15 protein-coding genes are annotated in these 17,820 nt (G+C 40.8%); 11 read left to right on the top strand and 4 right to left on the bottom strand.

All coding sequences use genetic code 11. The features are described 5' to 3' along the window. Positions 1-640 precede the first annotated feature (640 nt). The 6 genes from BLS24_RS02590 to BLS24_RS02565 are packed head-to-tail and all read left to right on the top strand — an operon-like array spanning position 641 to position 6,222. On the top strand, positions 641-2,344 hold the full coding sequence (locus BLS24_RS02590) for a glycosyl hydrolase family 18 protein (RefSeq protein ID WP_091755880.1): 1,704 nt from the start codon (positions 641-643) through the stop codon (positions 2,342-2,344). A gap of 4 nt (positions 2,345-2,348) precedes the next feature. Then, on the top strand, positions 2,349-3,407 hold the full coding sequence (locus BLS24_RS02585) for an L-threonylcarbamoyladenylate synthase (protein ID WP_091755879.1): 1,059 nt from the start codon (positions 2,349-2,351) through the stop codon (positions 3,405-3,407). 39 nt (positions 3,408-3,446) lie between these two features. Further along, a complete protein-coding gene (gene rpiB, locus BLS24_RS02580; RefSeq protein ID WP_091755878.1) occupies positions 3,447-3,875 on the top strand; it encodes a ribose 5-phosphate isomerase B in 429 nt (142 codons plus the stop codon). Between the two features lie 16 nt (positions 3,876-3,891). Beyond that, on the top strand, positions 3,892-4,521 hold the full coding sequence (gene upp / locus BLS24_RS02575; protein WP_071177145.1) for a uracil phosphoribosyltransferase: 630 nt from the start codon (positions 3,892-3,894) through the stop codon (positions 4,519-4,521). Between the two features lie 24 nt (positions 4,522-4,545). Then, entirely contained in the window at positions 4,546-5,028 is a 483-nt protein-coding gene (locus BLS24_RS02570) for a deoxycytidylate deaminase (protein WP_071177144.1), read from the top strand. Between the two features lie 12 nt (positions 5,029-5,040). After that, the gene (locus BLS24_RS02565) at positions 5,041-6,222 is read left to right on the top strand and encodes a cell wall hydrolase (RefSeq protein ID WP_091755877.1); all 1,182 of its coding nucleotides are present in this window, start codon (positions 5,041-5,043) and stop codon (positions 6,220-6,222) included. 2 nt (positions 6,223-6,224) lie between these two features. Here BLS24_RS02565 and BLS24_RS02560 read toward each other — a convergent pair whose 3' ends face one another. Then, the gene (locus tag BLS24_RS02560) at positions 6,225-6,704 is read right to left on the bottom strand and encodes a ribonuclease FAU-1 family protein (RefSeq protein WP_091755875.1); all 480 of its coding nucleotides are present in this window, start codon (positions 6,702-6,704) and stop codon (positions 6,225-6,227) included. Positions 6,705-6,756: 52 nt separating this feature from the next. Between BLS24_RS02560 and BLS24_RS02555 the strand changes: the two genes are divergently transcribed. Genes BLS24_RS02555 through BLS24_RS02535 form a run of 5 tightly spaced genes read left to right on the top strand, consistent with a single transcriptional unit; the run spans position 6,757 to position 14,178 of the window. Next, positions 6,757-9,318 carry a hypothetical protein gene (locus BLS24_RS02555; RefSeq protein ID WP_091755872.1) on the top strand — a complete coding sequence of 854 codons (2,562 nt, stop codon included), beginning with the start codon at positions 6,757-6,759 and terminating at the stop codon, positions 9,316-9,318. Between the two features lie 2 nt (positions 9,319-9,320). After that, the gene (locus BLS24_RS02550) at positions 9,321-12,425 is read left to right on the top strand and encodes a beta-galactosidase, LacZ type (protein WP_091755870.1); all 3,105 of its coding nucleotides are present in this window, start codon (positions 9,321-9,323) and stop codon (positions 12,423-12,425) included. Positions 12,426-12,450: 25 nt separating this feature from the next. Next, positions 12,451-12,744 (top strand): hypothetical protein, encoded by a 294-nt coding sequence (locus BLS24_RS02545; RefSeq protein ID WP_071177139.1) that lies wholly within the window; start codon positions 12,451-12,453, stop codon positions 12,742-12,744. Positions 12,745-12,758: 14 nt separating this feature from the next. After that, positions 12,759-13,541: a histidine phosphatase family protein gene (locus tag BLS24_RS02540; RefSeq protein ID WP_091755868.1), complete on the top strand. Its 783-nt coding sequence runs from the start codon at positions 12,759-12,761 to the stop codon at positions 13,539-13,541. Continuing rightward, a complete protein-coding gene (locus BLS24_RS02535; protein WP_091755865.1) occupies positions 13,522-14,178 on the top strand; it encodes an HAD family hydrolase in 657 nt (218 codons plus the stop codon). Before BLS24_RS02540 ends, BLS24_RS02535 begins: the two co-directional genes overlap by 20 nt. Before the next feature lie 76 nt (positions 14,179-14,254). Here BLS24_RS02535 and BLS24_RS02530 read toward each other — a convergent pair whose 3' ends face one another. From BLS24_RS02530 to BLS24_RS02520, 3 genes are all read right to left on the bottom strand, one after another. Further along, a complete protein-coding gene (locus BLS24_RS02530; RefSeq protein WP_071177136.1) occupies positions 14,255-15,469 on the bottom strand; it encodes a ribose-phosphate pyrophosphokinase in 1,215 nt (404 codons plus the stop codon). Further along, positions 15,469-16,452, bottom strand: coding sequence for an ATP-binding protein (locus tag BLS24_RS02525; protein WP_091755863.1), 984 nt, complete (start codon positions 16,450-16,452; stop codon positions 15,469-15,471). The genes BLS24_RS02530 and BLS24_RS02525 overlap by 1 nt, the downstream gene beginning before the upstream one ends. Before the next feature lie 142 nt (positions 16,453-16,594). Then, a complete protein-coding gene (locus BLS24_RS02520; RefSeq protein WP_091755861.1) occupies positions 16,595-17,719 on the bottom strand; it encodes a DnaD domain protein in 1,125 nt (374 codons plus the stop codon). Positions 17,720-17,820: the final 101 nt, after the last annotated feature.

The raw sequence follows: 17,820 nt of genomic DNA, 5'->3' as shown, positions 1-17,820 counted from the left end.
ATGTATCGACATATTTTAATATTTTTTGATGTAACTATGTCATCTTAAGGAAATCTTAAGAAAATTCGTAGGTAAATCTTAAGAATTATATGCTAACATAGTTTCTTGTGAGATGCCTCTCCAATGTGTGAATCGTGAAGGGAGGCGATCGGTAATATCATAAGGGAATTTAAACGTCTATTTTTTCAATTTTTCTGTGGCCTATCACAGAATGTCTTACAATAGTTTCTTTTTAAATCCCCCTGAATACATCAAACATATTTTTAGAGCATTAACAATTTTTAGTTATTATTGTGTATTAATTATACCATATTTTGTGAGCTCATAAGGCCGCAAGATAGTAGATTCGGTGCAGGTATCTCGCAAATATTAAATAATGTCAAAATCTGAAGGAGCAAAATAAGGCTGTTGCAAGGATTTGTCACATAAAAAGACCTTTTGGCCGTCTTCAGATCAAATTTGGCTATAAAAATCCTTAAAAAACATCAATTGTATTATTGAAGAGGACCCCGCCTTGGACATACACAAGATTGTAAGAGGATATTAGCTAAAAAATGGCATAATGTGAATAATTCCGATAAAGTCTTTAATGAATGAGGAATTATGTTATAATAAAGGGCGATTGTAAAGGAGCTAGAACATGAAAAAAAAGGTGATTCCAGCGCTTATTATAATCGCCCTTATTTTTATTATGGGCGGAATATATGCGCTTCAGCTTTTACAAAAACGCTATTCATATAGTACAGAAAGAGCTGATCTTAACAACTACTTTAGTATTACTTCAGACACAGATGTGGCAATTATCTATGGAGATGAGATGCTTGCAGAAAGAGCATTTCTCCTGGATGGAACATATTATCTTGATTTTGATTCAGTACAGAATTATCTCAACGATAGATTTTATTATGGAGTGCAGGATGGAAGACTTATCTATACAACTGCCTCCAAGATCATCACAACTGAGATAGGATCAACCTCTTGGTATGACTCAGAGGGAGGAAATGGGGATGAAGGATATGTTATCGCGCAGATGAACGGCGATACACTTCTTGTGGCCCTTGATTATGTCAAGAAGTTCACTAATTTCTCATATGCTGGATATACAGATCCTAATCATATTCAGATCACAACAAGCTGGGATGATCAGCAGGTAGCTACAGTCAAGAAAGATACTCAGCTTAGGATACGCGGCGGAGTTAAGAGCGAGATCTTAGAGGATCTACACAAGGATGATACTGTAGTGATCCTTGAAGAAATGGAGAACTGGGTAAAGGTTAAGAGCCCAGATTCATATATCGGCTACGTTGAAAAGAAAAAGTTAAGCGACGTAACAACAAAGAGCCCAATTCCAGTTACAGACTATGTGGAAGAGGAATATACCTCTCTTACAAGAGACCACAAGATAAATCTTGGCTTCCACAATATTGGTGGTCCTGCTGGCAATGATACACTTTCAAGCGTAGTGTCATCAGCTAAGGGGCTTAACGTTATTTCTCCAACATGGATCAAGCTTTCAAGCGAAGATGGTAGTATCAAGAGCTTTGCTTCATCTTCTTATGTAAATACAGCTCATAGTATGGGCATGGAAGTATGGGTACTTGTTGATAACTTTACAAGTGACAACAAGGTATCAACTGGACAGATGATGGGAAGTGCATCAGCAAGAGCTAACTTCATTAGCAATGTGATAAATGAAGTAACAGCTTGTGGTGCAGATGGAGTCAATTTTGATTTTGAGCTTATCGCAACAGAGGATGGTCAATCATATATTGAGCTTGTTCGCGAGCTTTCAGTTGCATGCCGTAAGGCAGGACTTGTGCTTTCAATCGATAACTATGTACCTATGAACTTCAATGATCACTATGATCTTGAAGAGCAGGGAACAGTAGCTGACTATGTAGTTATCATGGGATATGATGAGCATTATGCAGGTTCATCAGAAGCTGGTTCAGTTGCTTCTTTGTCATATGTAGAAAATGGTATCATCAACACCTTAAAAGAAGTTGATGCTTCAAAAGTGATCAACGCAGTGCCTTTTTATACTAGAATATGGCACACTTCAAATGGCAGCCTTTCAAGTGAAGCTGTCAGCATGAAGACTGCGCAGGAATATATTGCAAATCATCAGATCAGCATGGAATGGGATGCTGAGGCAGGACAGAATTATGGTGAATATACATCTTCAGATGGAACTCTCAATCAGATCTGGAATGAAGATGTAACATCCATCGGACAGAAAATCGATTCCATGAAGGCACACAACATCGCCGGAATTGCAGAGTGGTCACTTGGCATGGAGACAAGCGATGTGTGGGATGTGATTGCAAGTTTTACCGAGGGATAAGGAATTGGAAACAGAAGTTATAGTTGTAAAAGAAAATAACATAGATGATAAGGCTCTTGAAGGCATCAAAAGAGCCGGAGACATCATCAAAAGAGGCGGACTTGTAGCTTTTCCTACTGAGACCGTATATGGCCTTGGCGGTGATGGCCTCAATCCTGAATCTTCCAAGAAAATCTACGCTGCTAAGGGTAGACCCTCAGATAATCCTCTTATAGTACATGTTTCAAATATGGATGATGTCAAGGATATAGTAAAAGAGGTACCAGAGAGCGCAATTAAATTGGCAAATGCCTTTTGGCCAGGACCTCTTACCATGATCATGAACAAGAATGACAAGGTGCCATATGAGACAACAGGTGGCCTTGATACAGTTGCCATTAGGATGCCAAACAACAAGATCGCACTTGCTCTGATCGAAGCATCAGGCGGATATATTGCGGCTCCAAGCGCTAATATATCAGGTAGACCTAGTCCTACACTCGCCAAGTATTGTGAGGAAGACCTTTCTGGCAAGATAGAGATGATAATTGACGGTGGACAGGTTGGAATCGGACTTGAATCCACTATCGTAGATCTTACATCTGAAGTTCCAATGATCTTGAGACCAGGGTATATCACAGCAGAGATGCTAAAGGATGTCCTAGGAGAGATCAGTATAGATAAGACAATAATAGATTCAACATCGACAGAGCGTCCTAAGGCGCCTGGTATGAAGTACAGACATTATGCCCCAAAGGGAGAGCTTACTATCATTCAGGGCGATCAGGACAAGGTTGTGAGCTTCATCAATTCCAAGGCAAAAGAGGCTAAGGCTACTGGCAAGAAAGTTGGAGTTATCGGTACAGATGCTACAAAGGGCCTTTATGATGCAGATGTAGTCAAGAGCGTTGGAAATAGAGAAGATGAGAGCACCATTGCTCACGAGCTTTTCAAAGTTCTAAGAGAATTTGATGATGAACAGATAGATATCATGTATTCAGAGTCTTTTGATGACAGCGGAATTGGACAGGCTATCATGAACAGGCTTTTGAAGGCAGCAGGTCACAATGTTATAACACTCTAAATTGAGTTGTATTATAATAGGATAAGGAAGGTACTAGAAATGATAGCATTAGCAAGTGATCATGGCGGATTTGATCTTAAAGTGGCAGTGATCAAGCACCTCGAAGAGAGAGGCCTTGAGTACAAGGACTTTGGTACATATGACAAGAATTCCTGCGATTATCCAGATTTTGGAAGAGCAGCTGCAGAAGCTGTAGCACAGGGAGTATGTGACAGAGGAATCGTTATCTGCACAACTGGAATTGGCATCTCAATTGTTGCCAATAAGGTTAAGGGAATCAGATGTGCCCTTTGCTCTGAGAAGACATCTGCAAGACTTACAAGAGAGCATAATGATGCGAATATGCTGGCTATGGGGGGAGGAATGATCGGCGAAGTTCAGGCACTTGAAATTGTCGACACATTCCTTGATACACCATTCTCAGAAATGGAAAAGCATAGTCGCAGAATTAAAAAAATAGAAGAATAATTTTTAGGAGGTAGCTATGGGAAAAGTAGTTATTATGGATCATCCACTGATTCAGCACAAGATTGGATACATTAGAAGAACAGATACAGGTACAAAGGATTTTAGACAGACTATCAGCGAGATCGCTATGCTTATCTGCTATGAAGCAACTAGAGATCTTCAGCTTCAGGACGTTGAGATAGAGACACCTATCTGCAAGACAACTGTTAAGGAACTTAAGGGAAGAAAGCTCTGCGTAGTTCCTATCTTAAGAGCTGGTCTTGGTATGGTAGATGGTATGCTGGCACTTATTCCAGCAGCTAAGGTTGGACACATTGGTCTTTACAGAGACCCTGAGACACTTAAGCCAGTAGAGTACTACTGCAAGATGCCTGCTGACATTACAGAAAGAGAAATTTTTGTAGTAGATCCTATGCTTGCTACAGGCGGATCTTCAGTGGCAGCTATTCAGATGCTCAAGGACAGAGGATGCAAGCACATTCATTTCCTTTGCATCATTGCAGCTCCAGAGGGACTCAAGGAAATGCAGGAGTCACATCCAGATGTTGACGTATATGTTGGATCACTTGATGAGAGACTCAATGAGCATGGATATATCGTACCTGGTCTTGGAGATGCTGGAGACAGAATCTTTGGAACAAAGTAATATTCATGTGACAGGGGGTGCAGCATGAAGAGAGAAGATTACATAACATGGGATGAGTACTTCATGGGCGTTGCCAAGCTTGCAGCCATGAGATCCAAGGATCCTAATACACAGGTTGGAAGTTGCATCGTCAGTGAGGACAATAATATTCTTTCCATGGGATACAATGGCTTTCCAAAGGGATGTTCAGATGAGGATTTTCCATGGGAAAGAGATGGCGAAGATGAGCTGTCTACCAAATATCCATTTGTAACACACAGCGAGCTCAATGCAATCTTAAATTATCGCGGCGGAAGTCTTGTGGGTTCCAAGATATATGTATCTCTTTTCCCTTGTAATGAGTGCGCCAAAGCTATAATACAAGCCGGAATTAAGACTGTTGTTTATGATAGCGATAAATATAGTTCATCTGCGTCAACAAGAGCCTCAAAGAGGATGTTTGACGCGGCGGGAGTGAGATATTATCAGTATCAGCCTAGTGGTAGAAATATAAAGATTACTATTTAATAAACAGAGCCTATGACAAAAAGAGGGGTAAGGGGAAAAACAATTAAATATTTCAAGGGAGCTATTCTCTTTGTTATTTCTATAGCTCTTTTGCTAAGACCATTACCCGTAATGGCTACACAGACCACCAAGCAACAGCTTGAGGAGGCAAAAGAGAAAAAGAAACAATCTCAGGATGAGCTTGATAACACCAAGGAAAATATTGCTGAGATGAATGAGGAGAAATCCTCACTTCAGGGACAGCTCAACTCGCTCAACAATCAGCTGACAGAGGTTAGTAATAACCTTGCTGAGATTGAAGAGCAGATTGGTGACAAGGAAAATGAGATTGAGAACACTCAGACGGAGCTTGAAGCTGCTAGGGAAACAGAGGAGCAGCAGTATGCTTCAATGAAGAAGAGGGTTCAGTTCATATATGAGAAGCAGAACTTCATGCTTCTTGATATGCTTTTGGGAGCTACAAGTTTCTCAGGTTTCCTTAATCAGAACAATTATGTTGAGAGCTTATCAGCCTATGACAGGCAGAAGTTTCAGGAATATATTGAGACTAGAAAGCTTATCGAGGAAAAAGAGAAGACCTTAGAAGAAGAGATGGATCAGCTTGAGGAGTATCAGGTCAAGCAGCAGGCTGAGCAGAGCCGTGTAAATGGGCTTGTAAGCCAGACCTCAGGATCTATCAAGCAGTATGCCAATGATATTTCTGATGCAGAAGCCAAGGCCGATGAGCTGGAAAAACAGATCAAAGCTCAGGAGAATGACATCAAGATTCTAGAAGCCAAGCTTGCAGAAGAAATGAGAATGTCAAAGCTGGCTGCATCTTCAAGTTGGAGAGATATTTCAGAAGTTAGTTTTGCTGAAGGCGATAGATACCTTTTGGCTAATCTTATATACTGCGAAGCAGGCGCGGAGCCTTATGAAGGCAAGGTTGCTGTAGGAGCAGTAGTTATCAACAGGGTGCTTAGTTCTGTATATCCTGACACCGTTGTGGGTGTTATTTATCAGAACAAGCAGTTTTCACCTGTTGCCAGTGGTAGACTGGCACTTGCCCTTGCTGAAGGCAGAGCATCTACATCCTGCTATCAGGCTGCAGATGAAGCCATGAAGGGCTATTCAAATGTAGGGTCATGTGTATATTTCAGAACTCCGGTTCCGGGACTTTCTGGAACAACTATTGGAGGGCATGTATTCTACTAATATCAGTCAGTATATTTTCGTATTGGCTGAGTAAGGGATTCAATTCCATGATCGTAGATTTCTGTGAGGAGTCTGTTCAATGAGAGCAGACTCTTTTTAAGAAGGGTATTATCGATGAGGCCTTTTTCAAAGGCTTCCGACAATTCATCAAGGTCAACAACCTTGACCTTGCCGTCTGGATAGATGATCACGTCTGCCAGAAGGTCAATAGTATAGAGTATATTTGTTTTTTCATCATAGTCATAGGTGACTATGTCGCAGTACCAATAATGCAGTGAGCCATCAGCTTTGATAAATTTGCTCACTTTTATGCCGCGGTCGAGATAATAGCATGAATATCCGCTTGAGAAATCTTCTTTTGCCCGGATAGCAGACCATTTAGTAACGATCATAGAATCTGTACGCTCAAGGATGATGTCATCTTTAAGTTCAAAGCATTCATCTGGGATAAAGCGTTTACGATAGAGAACAGGATTTTTCATAGTAAAATCCTCCTTTGAAAAATCTTACTATTATTAAAATTGAAAGTCAATTATGCGCGAAAGATCAGTAAAAATAACAATATTAAAAACTGTATACGCAATTTTGGTGTTTGTTCTGGCACTTTTTGTCATCAGCAAGCTCTCCAATGGGGATAATGCGGATATGACTGCCAAGATGCCTTCGGCAACGCTTCCAATAGTGACTCTTATTAATGGTGACCAGGAAGTTAACCCCATGCACGGTTATCTTTCAGACGTTGACGTTAATTATCAGAGAGGCGCTGTATTTCCAATTGGTCAGGATAGAACTCTTTCATACAAGATCAACACCTTTGGAGAGACTGTATGGGATATCAGCTTCGAAGTCAGAACAATTGACGGCAAGGGACTTGTTGAGAATACGGCTATTACTGACTATGTAGAGTCAAGTGATGCCATCACAGGAACTATTCAGATAAAAGACCTGATCACACCGGGAAATGAGTACGTTCTTGTGTTTATCATGGAAACAAATAGTGGAAAAGCTAAGTATTATACGAGATTTGTGTGGACAGAGGATGACAGCAGATACAATCTCGACGAAGAGCTTTCCTTTGTCCTTGGTTTTTCAAAGGCTACCTTCAATAAGACTGAAGCAAAGGAATATTCTAAGTACCTTGAGTCTAATTCAGAAGGTGACAACACAACCTTTAGCAATGTGAATATTCACAGTAGTTTTAACCAGGTTACATGGGGGGATCTTAATATCACTAAGCACACGGCTCCAGATGTGTATGTGACAGACCTCCATGGTCAGACAGGTAGCTTTGAACTTCAGTACAGAGTTACCTTAAAGGATAGCTCGGTTACCAAGACATACAACGTATGCGAATATTTCAGAGTCAGATTTACATCAGACAGGATCTATCTTTTGAACTACGAAAGGACAATGGATTATATATTTGATTCTGGCTCATATTCAATAGGCTCTAATACCATCAATCTAGGAATTTCGGACCCTGATATTGAGCTTGTTGAAAGTAGTAGCGGAACCGCATTTGCCTTTGTAAGTCAGAACAGATTGTATTCCTTTAATCACGCAGAAAATAAGCTAGCTTATCTTTTTGGCTTCTATGATACTGACAATGATGATATCAGGACCAGATGGAACAGACACGTTATCAAGATATTAAATGTGGATGAAGCTGGCAATGTAAAGTTTGCAGTTGCAGGTTACATGAACAGAGGTCTTCATGAAGGAAGAGTAGGAATTGCGGTTTATGATTACAATGCTTCTTTAAACGCAGTTGAAGAGGAAGCCTTTATCGAGAGCACAAGGTCCGCGGAGATCCTCACAAGCTACATAGATGAGCTTGCCTATGTTAGCAATAGTAATATCTTTTACTGCATGCTGGATCAGAATATCTATGAGATAGACCTTATTGATAAGGAAGCCAAGTCTGTTGTAGATGATATCGGCGCTGGACAGTACAAGATATCTGATTCAAAAAGAGTTATCGCTTGGCAGAGTAGTGACTTAAAGAGTCTTCATGTGATGAACCTTAACACCAGGGCTGTATCTGAGATAGAAGCAGAAAAAGGTGATTTCATAATCCTTTTGGGATTCATGGGAGAGGACCTTATCTACGGAGTTGTTCACTCTGATGACGTACTAAGCGATCAGATGGGCAATCCAATCTATGCAATGTATTCACTTAGGATCGTTGATGTAGAAGGAAACGTTCTTGAGAATTATAGTCCTGACGGAATTTACATTACGGGCATAACAATAAATGACAATCAGCTCAAGATCAGCAGAGTAGTCAAGAATGAAGAAGGTACAGAATATGAGAGTACCTACGATGACCAGATCATGAACACGCTTGAAGTTCATGGCGGCAGCAATGTAGTTACCGTGGCTTCTGTTGATGTATTTGAAAAGATAGTTCAGATCACGACCAAGAATGAGATCAAGACCAAGCAGCTAAGAGTTCTGACTCCTTATCAGACGTTGTTTGAGGGAGATAGGAACGTTGTGGTGGATATAGAAAGAAATCCTGACAGCAATCCATTCTATTATGTTTATGATCTCGACGGAGATGTAAGAGTTTATTCAGATCCTTCAAGTGCGGTGCTTGATGCTTATAATGCTCCGGGCGTTGTAATGGGAGATAATAACAGATATGTATGGGTTAAGGGTAATCTCTCAAGATCAAATCAGATAATGGCTATTACTCGAAATGCAGAGAGCTATGATAACATGACATCCAATAGCTCTGTGGCAGTATGTCTTGATCTGATATTACAGTTTAATGGAACAAACCGAGATGTAGAAGGTATGTTAGAGAGCGGCGCGGGAGCCATGAATATTTTGCAGAGTTCCCTTGCAGAAGCAAAGGTTCTGGACCTTGATAAATGTCCACTGTCAGCTATGCTCTATTATGTTAATCAGGATATTCCTGTCATGGCTCTTTTGAACAATGGAGATGCCATGCTGATCCTTGGCTTCAATGAGCTCAATACAGTATTACTTGATCCAAAGACTGGACAGGTCTACAAGTGCGGAATGAATGATTCCGAAGAGCTGTTTGAAAATAACGGTAATCATTTTATTACATACATTACGGAGGATTAACTATGGGAAGCTTTAACTATGAGAATGTAAAGAACCCCGAATTTTTTAAGGAAGGAGTGCTTCCAGCTCATTCAGATCATAGAGCATATGGCTCAGATGATGAATTAACAGAGGGCGTAAGTTCGCTTGAACTTTCACTTAATGGACTTTGGAAATTTCACTATGCCAGAAATTATGGCTCTGTGATTCCTGGCTTTGAAAAAGAAGATTATAACTGCAATATTTGGGATGATATTCATGTGCCAGCTCACATTCAGATGGAAGGCTATGATATTCCAGCATATATCAATACTCAGTATCCATGGGATGGACACGAGGATATCTGGCTTGGCGAGGTTCCTGAGAAGTTCAATCCAGTGGCAAGCTATGTTAAGTACTTTGAGCTTCCTGTTAATTGGGAGGGAAAAGAAGTACACGTAGTTTTTGACGGTGTAGAAAGTGGATATGCTCTTTGGCTTAATGGAAGCTATGTGGGTTACAGCGAGGATACTTTCACACCATCAGAATTCGACCTTACTCCATATATAAAGAGTGGTCTTAATAAGCTTGCTGTTCAGGTATTTAAGTGGACTGCAGGCAGCTGGATGGAGGACCAGGATTTCTTTAGATTCTCAGGTATCTACAGAAATGTATTCTTAAGACTTGTGCCAGATGCGCATCTTGAGGACCTCAAGGTTAGAACTATCTTAAATGACGAGTTTACAGAGGCTGAGCTTGAAGTAACACTTAAGCTTGGTAAGAGCACAGGTACAACAGATTATGTGCTTCTTAGAAATAATCATCCTGTTGTTAAGGGAACAGTTAATAACGCAGAAGAAGTTGTTATTTCTGAAAAGGTTATGGATCCTATTCTTTGGAGTGCCGAAGATCCACAGCTTTATCAGCTTCTTTTACATGTAAATAATGCTTCAGGAGAGAACACTGAGGTTATCAGACAGAACGTAGGATTCCGCCGCTTTGAGATGAAGAACGGTCTTATGCTCATCAATGGTAAGAGAATCGTATTTAAGGGTGTAAATAGACACGAATTCTCATGTGATGTAGGTAGAGTGGTTTCTGATGAGGATACTCTTACAGATATCATCACAATGAAAAAGAATAATATCAACGCGATCAGAACAAGTCATTATCAGAACTCAGCTCGTCTCTATGAGCTCTGCGATATCTATGGTCTTTACATGATCGCAGAAAATAACATGGAGACTCACGGAAGCTGGGCTGGATTCCCTAGAGAAAAGCAGGTAGAGATGACACTTCCTGGCAGCAGAGAAGATTGCATGGCTGCAATGCTTGATAGGATCAACACAACATATCAGCTTGATAAGAACCATCCTTCTGTTCTCATCTGGTCAATTGGTAACGAGTCTCATGGTGGTAAGGTTCCATTTGAGATGAGTAACCTCTTTAGAAAGCTTGATCCAGACAGACTTGTTCATTATGAAGGTGTTTGCCATGACAGAACCTACAATGACACAAGTGATATGGAAAGCCAGATGTATCCTTCAGTAGAGAGCATCGAGAAGTTCCTTAAGGAGCACGATGACAAGCCATATATCTGCTGTGAGTACACACACTCTATGGCTAACTCTACTGGTGGTATGTTCAAATATACAGATCTTGCCAACAGAGAGCCACGCTATCAGGGTGGATTTATCTGGGATTATGTGGATCAGGCAGTTAGAACCAAGAACTGCTTTGGTGAAGAGTATCAGGCATATGGCGGAGATTTTGGTGAGAGACCTACAGACTACAACTTTAGTGGAAATGGTATTGTAGATAGCCTTCGTCAGCCATACGCCAAGATGCAGGACGTTAAGTTTAACTATCAGGGCTTAGAAGTATTTGTTTCATCAGATAAAGTAAAGGTTATCAACAGAAATCTTTTCACAAATTCTAATGAATATAACTGCGTAGTGATCCTTGAGAGAGACGGCAAGAAGATTGCAGAAAAGCTCATGGCTACAAATGTAGAGCCACTTACAGAAAAAGAGTATGAGCTTCCTGAAGAGATCAGAGCCAAGATGGCGGTCATGCCAACTGGTGTATTTGATGAGAACGGACCATTCCCTCTTGATGAGTATGTTGTAACAGTATCTTTCAGACTTCGTGACAAGACATCTTGGGCTGAGGCTGGACACGAAGTGGCATTTGGTCAGGGCGTATTTAGAAAGTCAGCTTCTACTTATGTTTCATGCGCTCCACTTACTGTTGTTAAGGGACTTTACAATGTTGGCGTAAAGGGAAATCATTTCTCAGTTCTTTTTGCTAGAGAAAGAGGTCTTGTATCTTATAACTATGCAGGAAAAGAGCTGATTGAAGCCCTTCCAAGACCAAACTTCTGGAGAGCACCTGTTGATAATGATATGGGTAATGATATGCCACAGAGATATGCTCAGTGGAAGGTTGCAAGCTCATACCTTACAACAAAAGTAGTAAAAGAAGAGAGCAATGGCTATGTAAACGGAACACCTGAGGACAGAAGCCAGTATCCTATCATCAAGGAAGAGAATAACAGCGTAAGCCTTACATTTAAGTATTATCTTCCTACAACACCAGCATCTTCTGTTCTTGTGACATACACAGTAACAGGTGATGGAAGAGTTTGGATCAAGGAGGAGTACGAGCCAGTTAAGGGACTTACTCCAATGCCAGAATTTGGTATGATGTTCAGATTTAACCCAGACTTCAAGAACGTTGAGTACTATGGAAATGGTCCTGAGGAGAACTATATCGATAGAAATCGTGGAGCAAAGCTTGGTATCTTCAAGACAACAACTACTGATGCCATGGAGAATTACCTTGTCCCTCAGGAGACAGGCAATAGAACAGACGTTAGATGGGCTAAGATCACAGATAGAAAGGGAAGAGGATTATTATTTGAAGCTCCTGATTCAATGAACTTCAGCGCTCTTCCATATACTCCAGATGAGCTTGAGGCTGCACAGCATCCTTATGAGCTCCCTAGAGTATTCAAGACAATCGTTAGATGTAGCCTTGTTCAGATGGGTATCGCAGGTGATGACAGCTGGGGAGCTAAGACTCATCCAGAATTCCTGCTTCCAAATGACAAGAAGCTTGAGTTTACAATGAGCTTTAAGGGAATTTAATCATTCAGCAAAGGGAGGACCAAAGATGGAACCAATACACAGCATTGATGCAGAAGACGATCAGTTTGCCTACAGATATGACACACAGCTTCTCATTGACAGAAGAGATAAGGATCTTGATGAAGATGAGATAGCAGATTATATCACAGCTCATTTTGAGGGCAATTCACTTATTGCAGCAGGTGATGAGGATCTTGTTAAGATCCACTTCCATACAAACGAGCCATGGAAGGTGCTTGAGTATTGCAATACAGTAGGCGAGATCTATGACATTGTAGTAGAGGACATGATCCGTCAGTCAGCAGGACTTCAGGGCTAAGGGAGAAGTTTGAAATGAAACTTATTTTTATTAGACATGGAGATCCTGATTACGTACATGACAATCTCACAGATAAAGGTAAGGTAGAAGCGACTCTTTTATCAGAGGATATAGAGAGATACAAGATAGATGATATCTATCTCTCTCCTCTTGGAAGGGCCCAGGCAACAGCTAAATTCAGTATGGATAAGCTTGGCAAAAGTGGAAAGACCTATGACTGGCTCATGGAATTTCCTGCGCAGTTTGATCCAAACTTAAGTGAGACAGCAAGAATGGCTTATGAGAATGAGCTTGTTCTTAATAAAGAGACTGGCAAGTACGAAAAGCGAATAGTTTGGGATCTACTTCCTGCCTATTATAATGAGCACCCAGAATTATTAGATAGAGTAGCTTGGAGAGAATCTGAGATTGCTAAAGCATCTGATGCAGTCTCAAAGTATGACTATGTCGTAGAGTCTTTTGATAAGCTACTTGCTGAGTATGGATATGCAAGAGACGGACTTATCTACAAAACAGAAAATGGTAATGACAAAACGATTGCCTTCTTTTGCCACTATGGAATAACATCAGTCCTGCTGTCACATTTGTGGAATATATCACCATTTGTAATGTTCCAGTCAATGGCCACAGCTCCTACGTCAGTTACTATGGTTGCTACAGAAGAGCGTCAGAAGGGCATTGTAAGCTTTAGAACACTTAGATGCGGAGATGTTACTCATTTAAACATTGGCAATGAGGAGCCTTCTTTTTCTGCCAGGTTCTGCGAGAGGTATGAAAATGATTGGGAAAGACATTAAGGCAGTTCTTTTTGATATGGATGGTACCCTGACAGATACTGAGAAGTACTATCAGCAGGCTTGGCCTAAGGCCATGGCTCACTTTGGACATGAGATGACAAAAGAGATGACTCTTAGTCTCAGATCTCTTGGAAGGCCCTATGCTCCTATTCAGTTCAAGGAGTGGTTTGGAGAAGATCTTGACTACTTTGAGGTCCGCGAGTATAGAAGAGGACTTGTGGAAGAACTTGTAAGAGAGCATGGAATACCCCTTAAGCCTGGAGCCAAGGAGATACTTACCTGGCTTCGTAAAAATGGCATTTTCACAGCTCTTGTTACAGCCAATGAATATCCAAGGGCAGAGAGGTATCTAAAAAAGATCGATCTCTTTGGATACTTTGACAAGATCATCTGTGCCAACATGGTGGAAAAAGGAAAGCCTGCGCCAGACATCTATGCATTCGCCTGCAAGGAGCTAGGGCTTGATCCTAGTGAGACCTTTGCAGTTGAGGATTCACCAAATGGTGTTACAAGCGCTTATGATGCTGGATGTAATGTCATTATGGTTCCGGACCTTACACAGCCAGACGAAGAGTTATCAGGAAAACTGTTCAAAAAACTGGATTCTCTTGTGGAAATCAAAACATTATTTGAATGATCTTGTGGATAACATAATAAAAAGCCGAGATTCAAATCTGAATCTCGGCTTAAATAATGCCATTAAGTTTAGTGAATCAAAGCTTTTTTTCTGCTTCGAGAGATGCCTTGAGCTCACCGCTGTTGTAACGCTCAATAATGTTGTTGATACGCTCAACAGGATTAAGAAGATCGCTGATTGATGCATCGTGGTTAAGAGTATCGATAAGGTAAGCAATGTACTTACTCATATCGCAGCTGATATACCATTCACGAGAAAGAAGCTCAGGAGTCTGATATACAAGGTTTGTAGTAAGGACTCTGTCAATGATTCCTTCTTCGTAAGCTTTATCAAAGATCTCAAGTCCGCTTGTGAATAAGCCAAATGTTGAGAATGCATAGATTCTGGCAGCCTTACGCTCCTTAAGAGCTCTAGCTACGTCGATCATGCTCTCGCCAGATGAGATCATATCGTCAACGATGATAACTGACTTGCCTTCAACACTTGTTCCAAGGAACTCATGTGAAACGATAGGATTACGTCCATCAACTACCTGTGTGTAGTCACGTCTCTTGTAGAACATTCCTACATCGAGACCAAGTACGCTGGCAAGGTAGATTGCACGGCCCATTCCACCTTCATCTGGAGAGATGACCATCATGTGATCTGAATCGATCTTGAGATCCCAAACATTTCTAAGAAGAGCCTTGATGAACTGATATGTTGTACGAACGGTTTCAAAACCGTTAAGTGGAATAGCATTCTGTACTCTAGGATCGTGAGCATCGAAAGTGATGATATTATCAACACCCATATTCACGAGCTCCTGAAGAGCGATAGCGCAGTCAAGAGATTCTCTTGAGCTTCTCTTGTGCTGTCTTGACTCATAGAGGAAAGGCATGATAACTGTGATTCTTCTGGCCTTACCACCTACGGCAGCAATAATTCTTTTGAGATCCTGATAGTGATCATCAGGAGACATATGATTTTCCTGTCCAAATAGAGAATAGGTCTGTGAATAGTTACAAACATCAACTAAAAGATATAAGTCATCGCCACGAACAGAAGTCTTGATAACACCCTTAGCTTCACCAGTTCCAAATCTTGGAACATCTGCATCTAAGATATATGAAGGACGCTCATAACCTGTAAAAGCTAAGCTTCCTTTGTGCTCATTTTCTCTTTCTGCTCTCCATTTAACGAGATAGTAATCGACTTTCTCTGCTAGAGACTTTACACCCTTAAGTGGGATAATTCCTAAGGAACCAACAGGAATTGTCTCCAGATTACGTTTCTCTTCTCTTTTTGGCATTACTGAAAATCCTCGCTTTCTTTTCTTGCAATCTTCTTTATTTTACGAATATCCTGACCAGATAATTTCAAGAGCTTGTAATTACTTGTGACTCTTGAAAAGATTCTGTCTGAATAAGTCATTTGCAATTCTTCAAGAGAAAGATTAGTGGTAATTATAGTGGCTTTCTTTCGGATATCCCTTTCATTCAGGCAAGAGAAAAGCTCGGAAGCAACAAAGGAATTGGTGCGCTCAGTACCAAGGTCATCGATAATGAGAAGCTCGCATCCATAAAGGTCATCATAAATGCTCCTGAGTTCTTGCTTGTTACGATAGTCGAAAGAGTTCTCGGCCAGTAGTTCAAATAATCCTGTGGAACTGAAATATATTACAGAATGTCCCTTTTTAAGGAGTTCATTTGCAATACAAGTTGACAGGAAAGATTTGCCAGTACCAACTGTACCATAAATGAATAGATTTTGGTAGTCAGAGTTAAAATTATTAATAAAATCTTCAGCAGCATTAACTGCACCATGAAATCTCTTTAAGTCTTCGCCCTGATAATATTTATCAGACATGAGCTTAAAGTTAGCAGTTTTGGTAAGCATCTTAAGATTTGATTTATCATAGAGAGTTTCAATGATCTTTTGTTTGAAACAATGACATTTCTCATTACCTATATAACCGGTATCCTTGCAGTCCTGACAGGTATAACCCATATCAAGATAATCAGAAGAGAAGCCGGCTTCAGTTAAAAGAAGGAGTTTTTGCCTTGCGAGTTCAGCCAGTTCCTGTCTAAGGGCTGATCTATCAAGGCGCTCTCCTGAAAGAAGTCTTTTACCGAAAGTTACGCTTGCTGTAGCTGTCTGATCTTCAAGATCTTTGTAGCCAGGAACATTCTCATAGACATAGCACTGTCTCTCTTCAAGTTCCTGTCTGTGCAAGGCGCGTCTTTCTTCATATTCATGCATTATCTGATCATATTGTGCATTTGTTAATGGCATAGTGATCTCCTTAAATGCTAATGTGTAAATCACAAAAGTATGCCCTGTACGTGCTTTGGGGAAGGCAAATGCCGCCGCCAAACCAAAAGTACAGGGCTTAACTTTTATGTGGCTCTTACAAGATTCCCCAATCCTATAAGAGTTAGTTGTCCAGAAGCTTTTCTTCTAGTTCAGCAAAATTATATGTATTCTGCTGGAACTGATTGAAACGGTTCTGGTTGCCGCTTTGGCGAATATATGATTCGTCAGAGCGGAGTTTACTATTGATGGATGATACAGAAGCCATTGATCTCTTTTTCTTGAGATCAGCGGTGAAATCAGCATCTAATCTGGCAATATCCTCCCTAGTTTCAACCTTTTTCTCATGCCAGCTGCGAAGAATGCTATCACAATATTTCAAGCGATTCTTCTGGGTTGCCATAACAGTGCGGTCGCAGGCTTCTGCAATGATATCCATCGAAAATCCCAACTCCCCTCGCCACGAGCTGATGAAGTTCCCCTCCTTCTCAGTAGGACTGTTGTCCATTCCCAAGGCTTTCATGATACTGATGACTTCAGGATCATGTTTGTAGATTTCCGCGCGTGCCTGTTTTGGCGTTTTGATGCCTTCCTGACTCCAGGATAATGCTACCTTCTCAACATACCTGAAATCAGTTTTATGATTATCGACGCAATACTGCATCAGATAGTCCAAAAGATCATCTGAGAACTTGAGCTCATCATGGATGTAGTACAAAGTAAGCATCTCAGTAGAAGCAAGAGGCCTTCCAAAATACTGCTCAGCAAGGAACGCTATGTTTGCACCTTCTGTCTGCTTGAAAGCACGAAGCTGAGCTGCAGAATACTTTGGCTTGCTAGGTGCGACAACTTCAGGAAGCTCTTCCTTGTGATCCTCAAAGCTGCTCTCTCTATGAGAAGAAACAGTTCTAAGAACAGTGTCGCTCTTTCTACGTCCAAGGTTCTGTGGAGCCACAATGTCTTCCATATGGATTCCAGTGAGGTTACCGGAAACGTCATACTCAAGACTGATAAGCTCTTTCTTTTCCCAGTACTTAAGGGCGCGAATTACGTCCTTCTCAGTATGATTAAATTTATCTGCCAATGCTGAAACGCTGGTTGGCAGATTGGCGCTCATCATACGCAGTAAAAATAAGTAAATCTTGATCTGCGCATCATTGGCGTCCTGCATGTATTCATCAATAAAGATATTGGAAACATTGGTAGAATCCTCCCCCAAATTATGACTAATAGTTACTCGCCCCATCATATACTTTTATCACCTGCTTTACAAATTATCCGAGAACATTTTTGAGTACCATCATCGGTCACTTCTTTTTATGTTCCTCAGAACAATTCAAATCTTACCAC

This window comes from Butyrivibrio sp. INlla18, assembly GCF_900103635.1.
Classification (GTDB): Bacteria; Bacillota; Clostridia; order Lachnospirales; family Lachnospiraceae; genus Butyrivibrio.
This window is presented reverse-complemented; position numbering and strand designations above follow the sequence as displayed.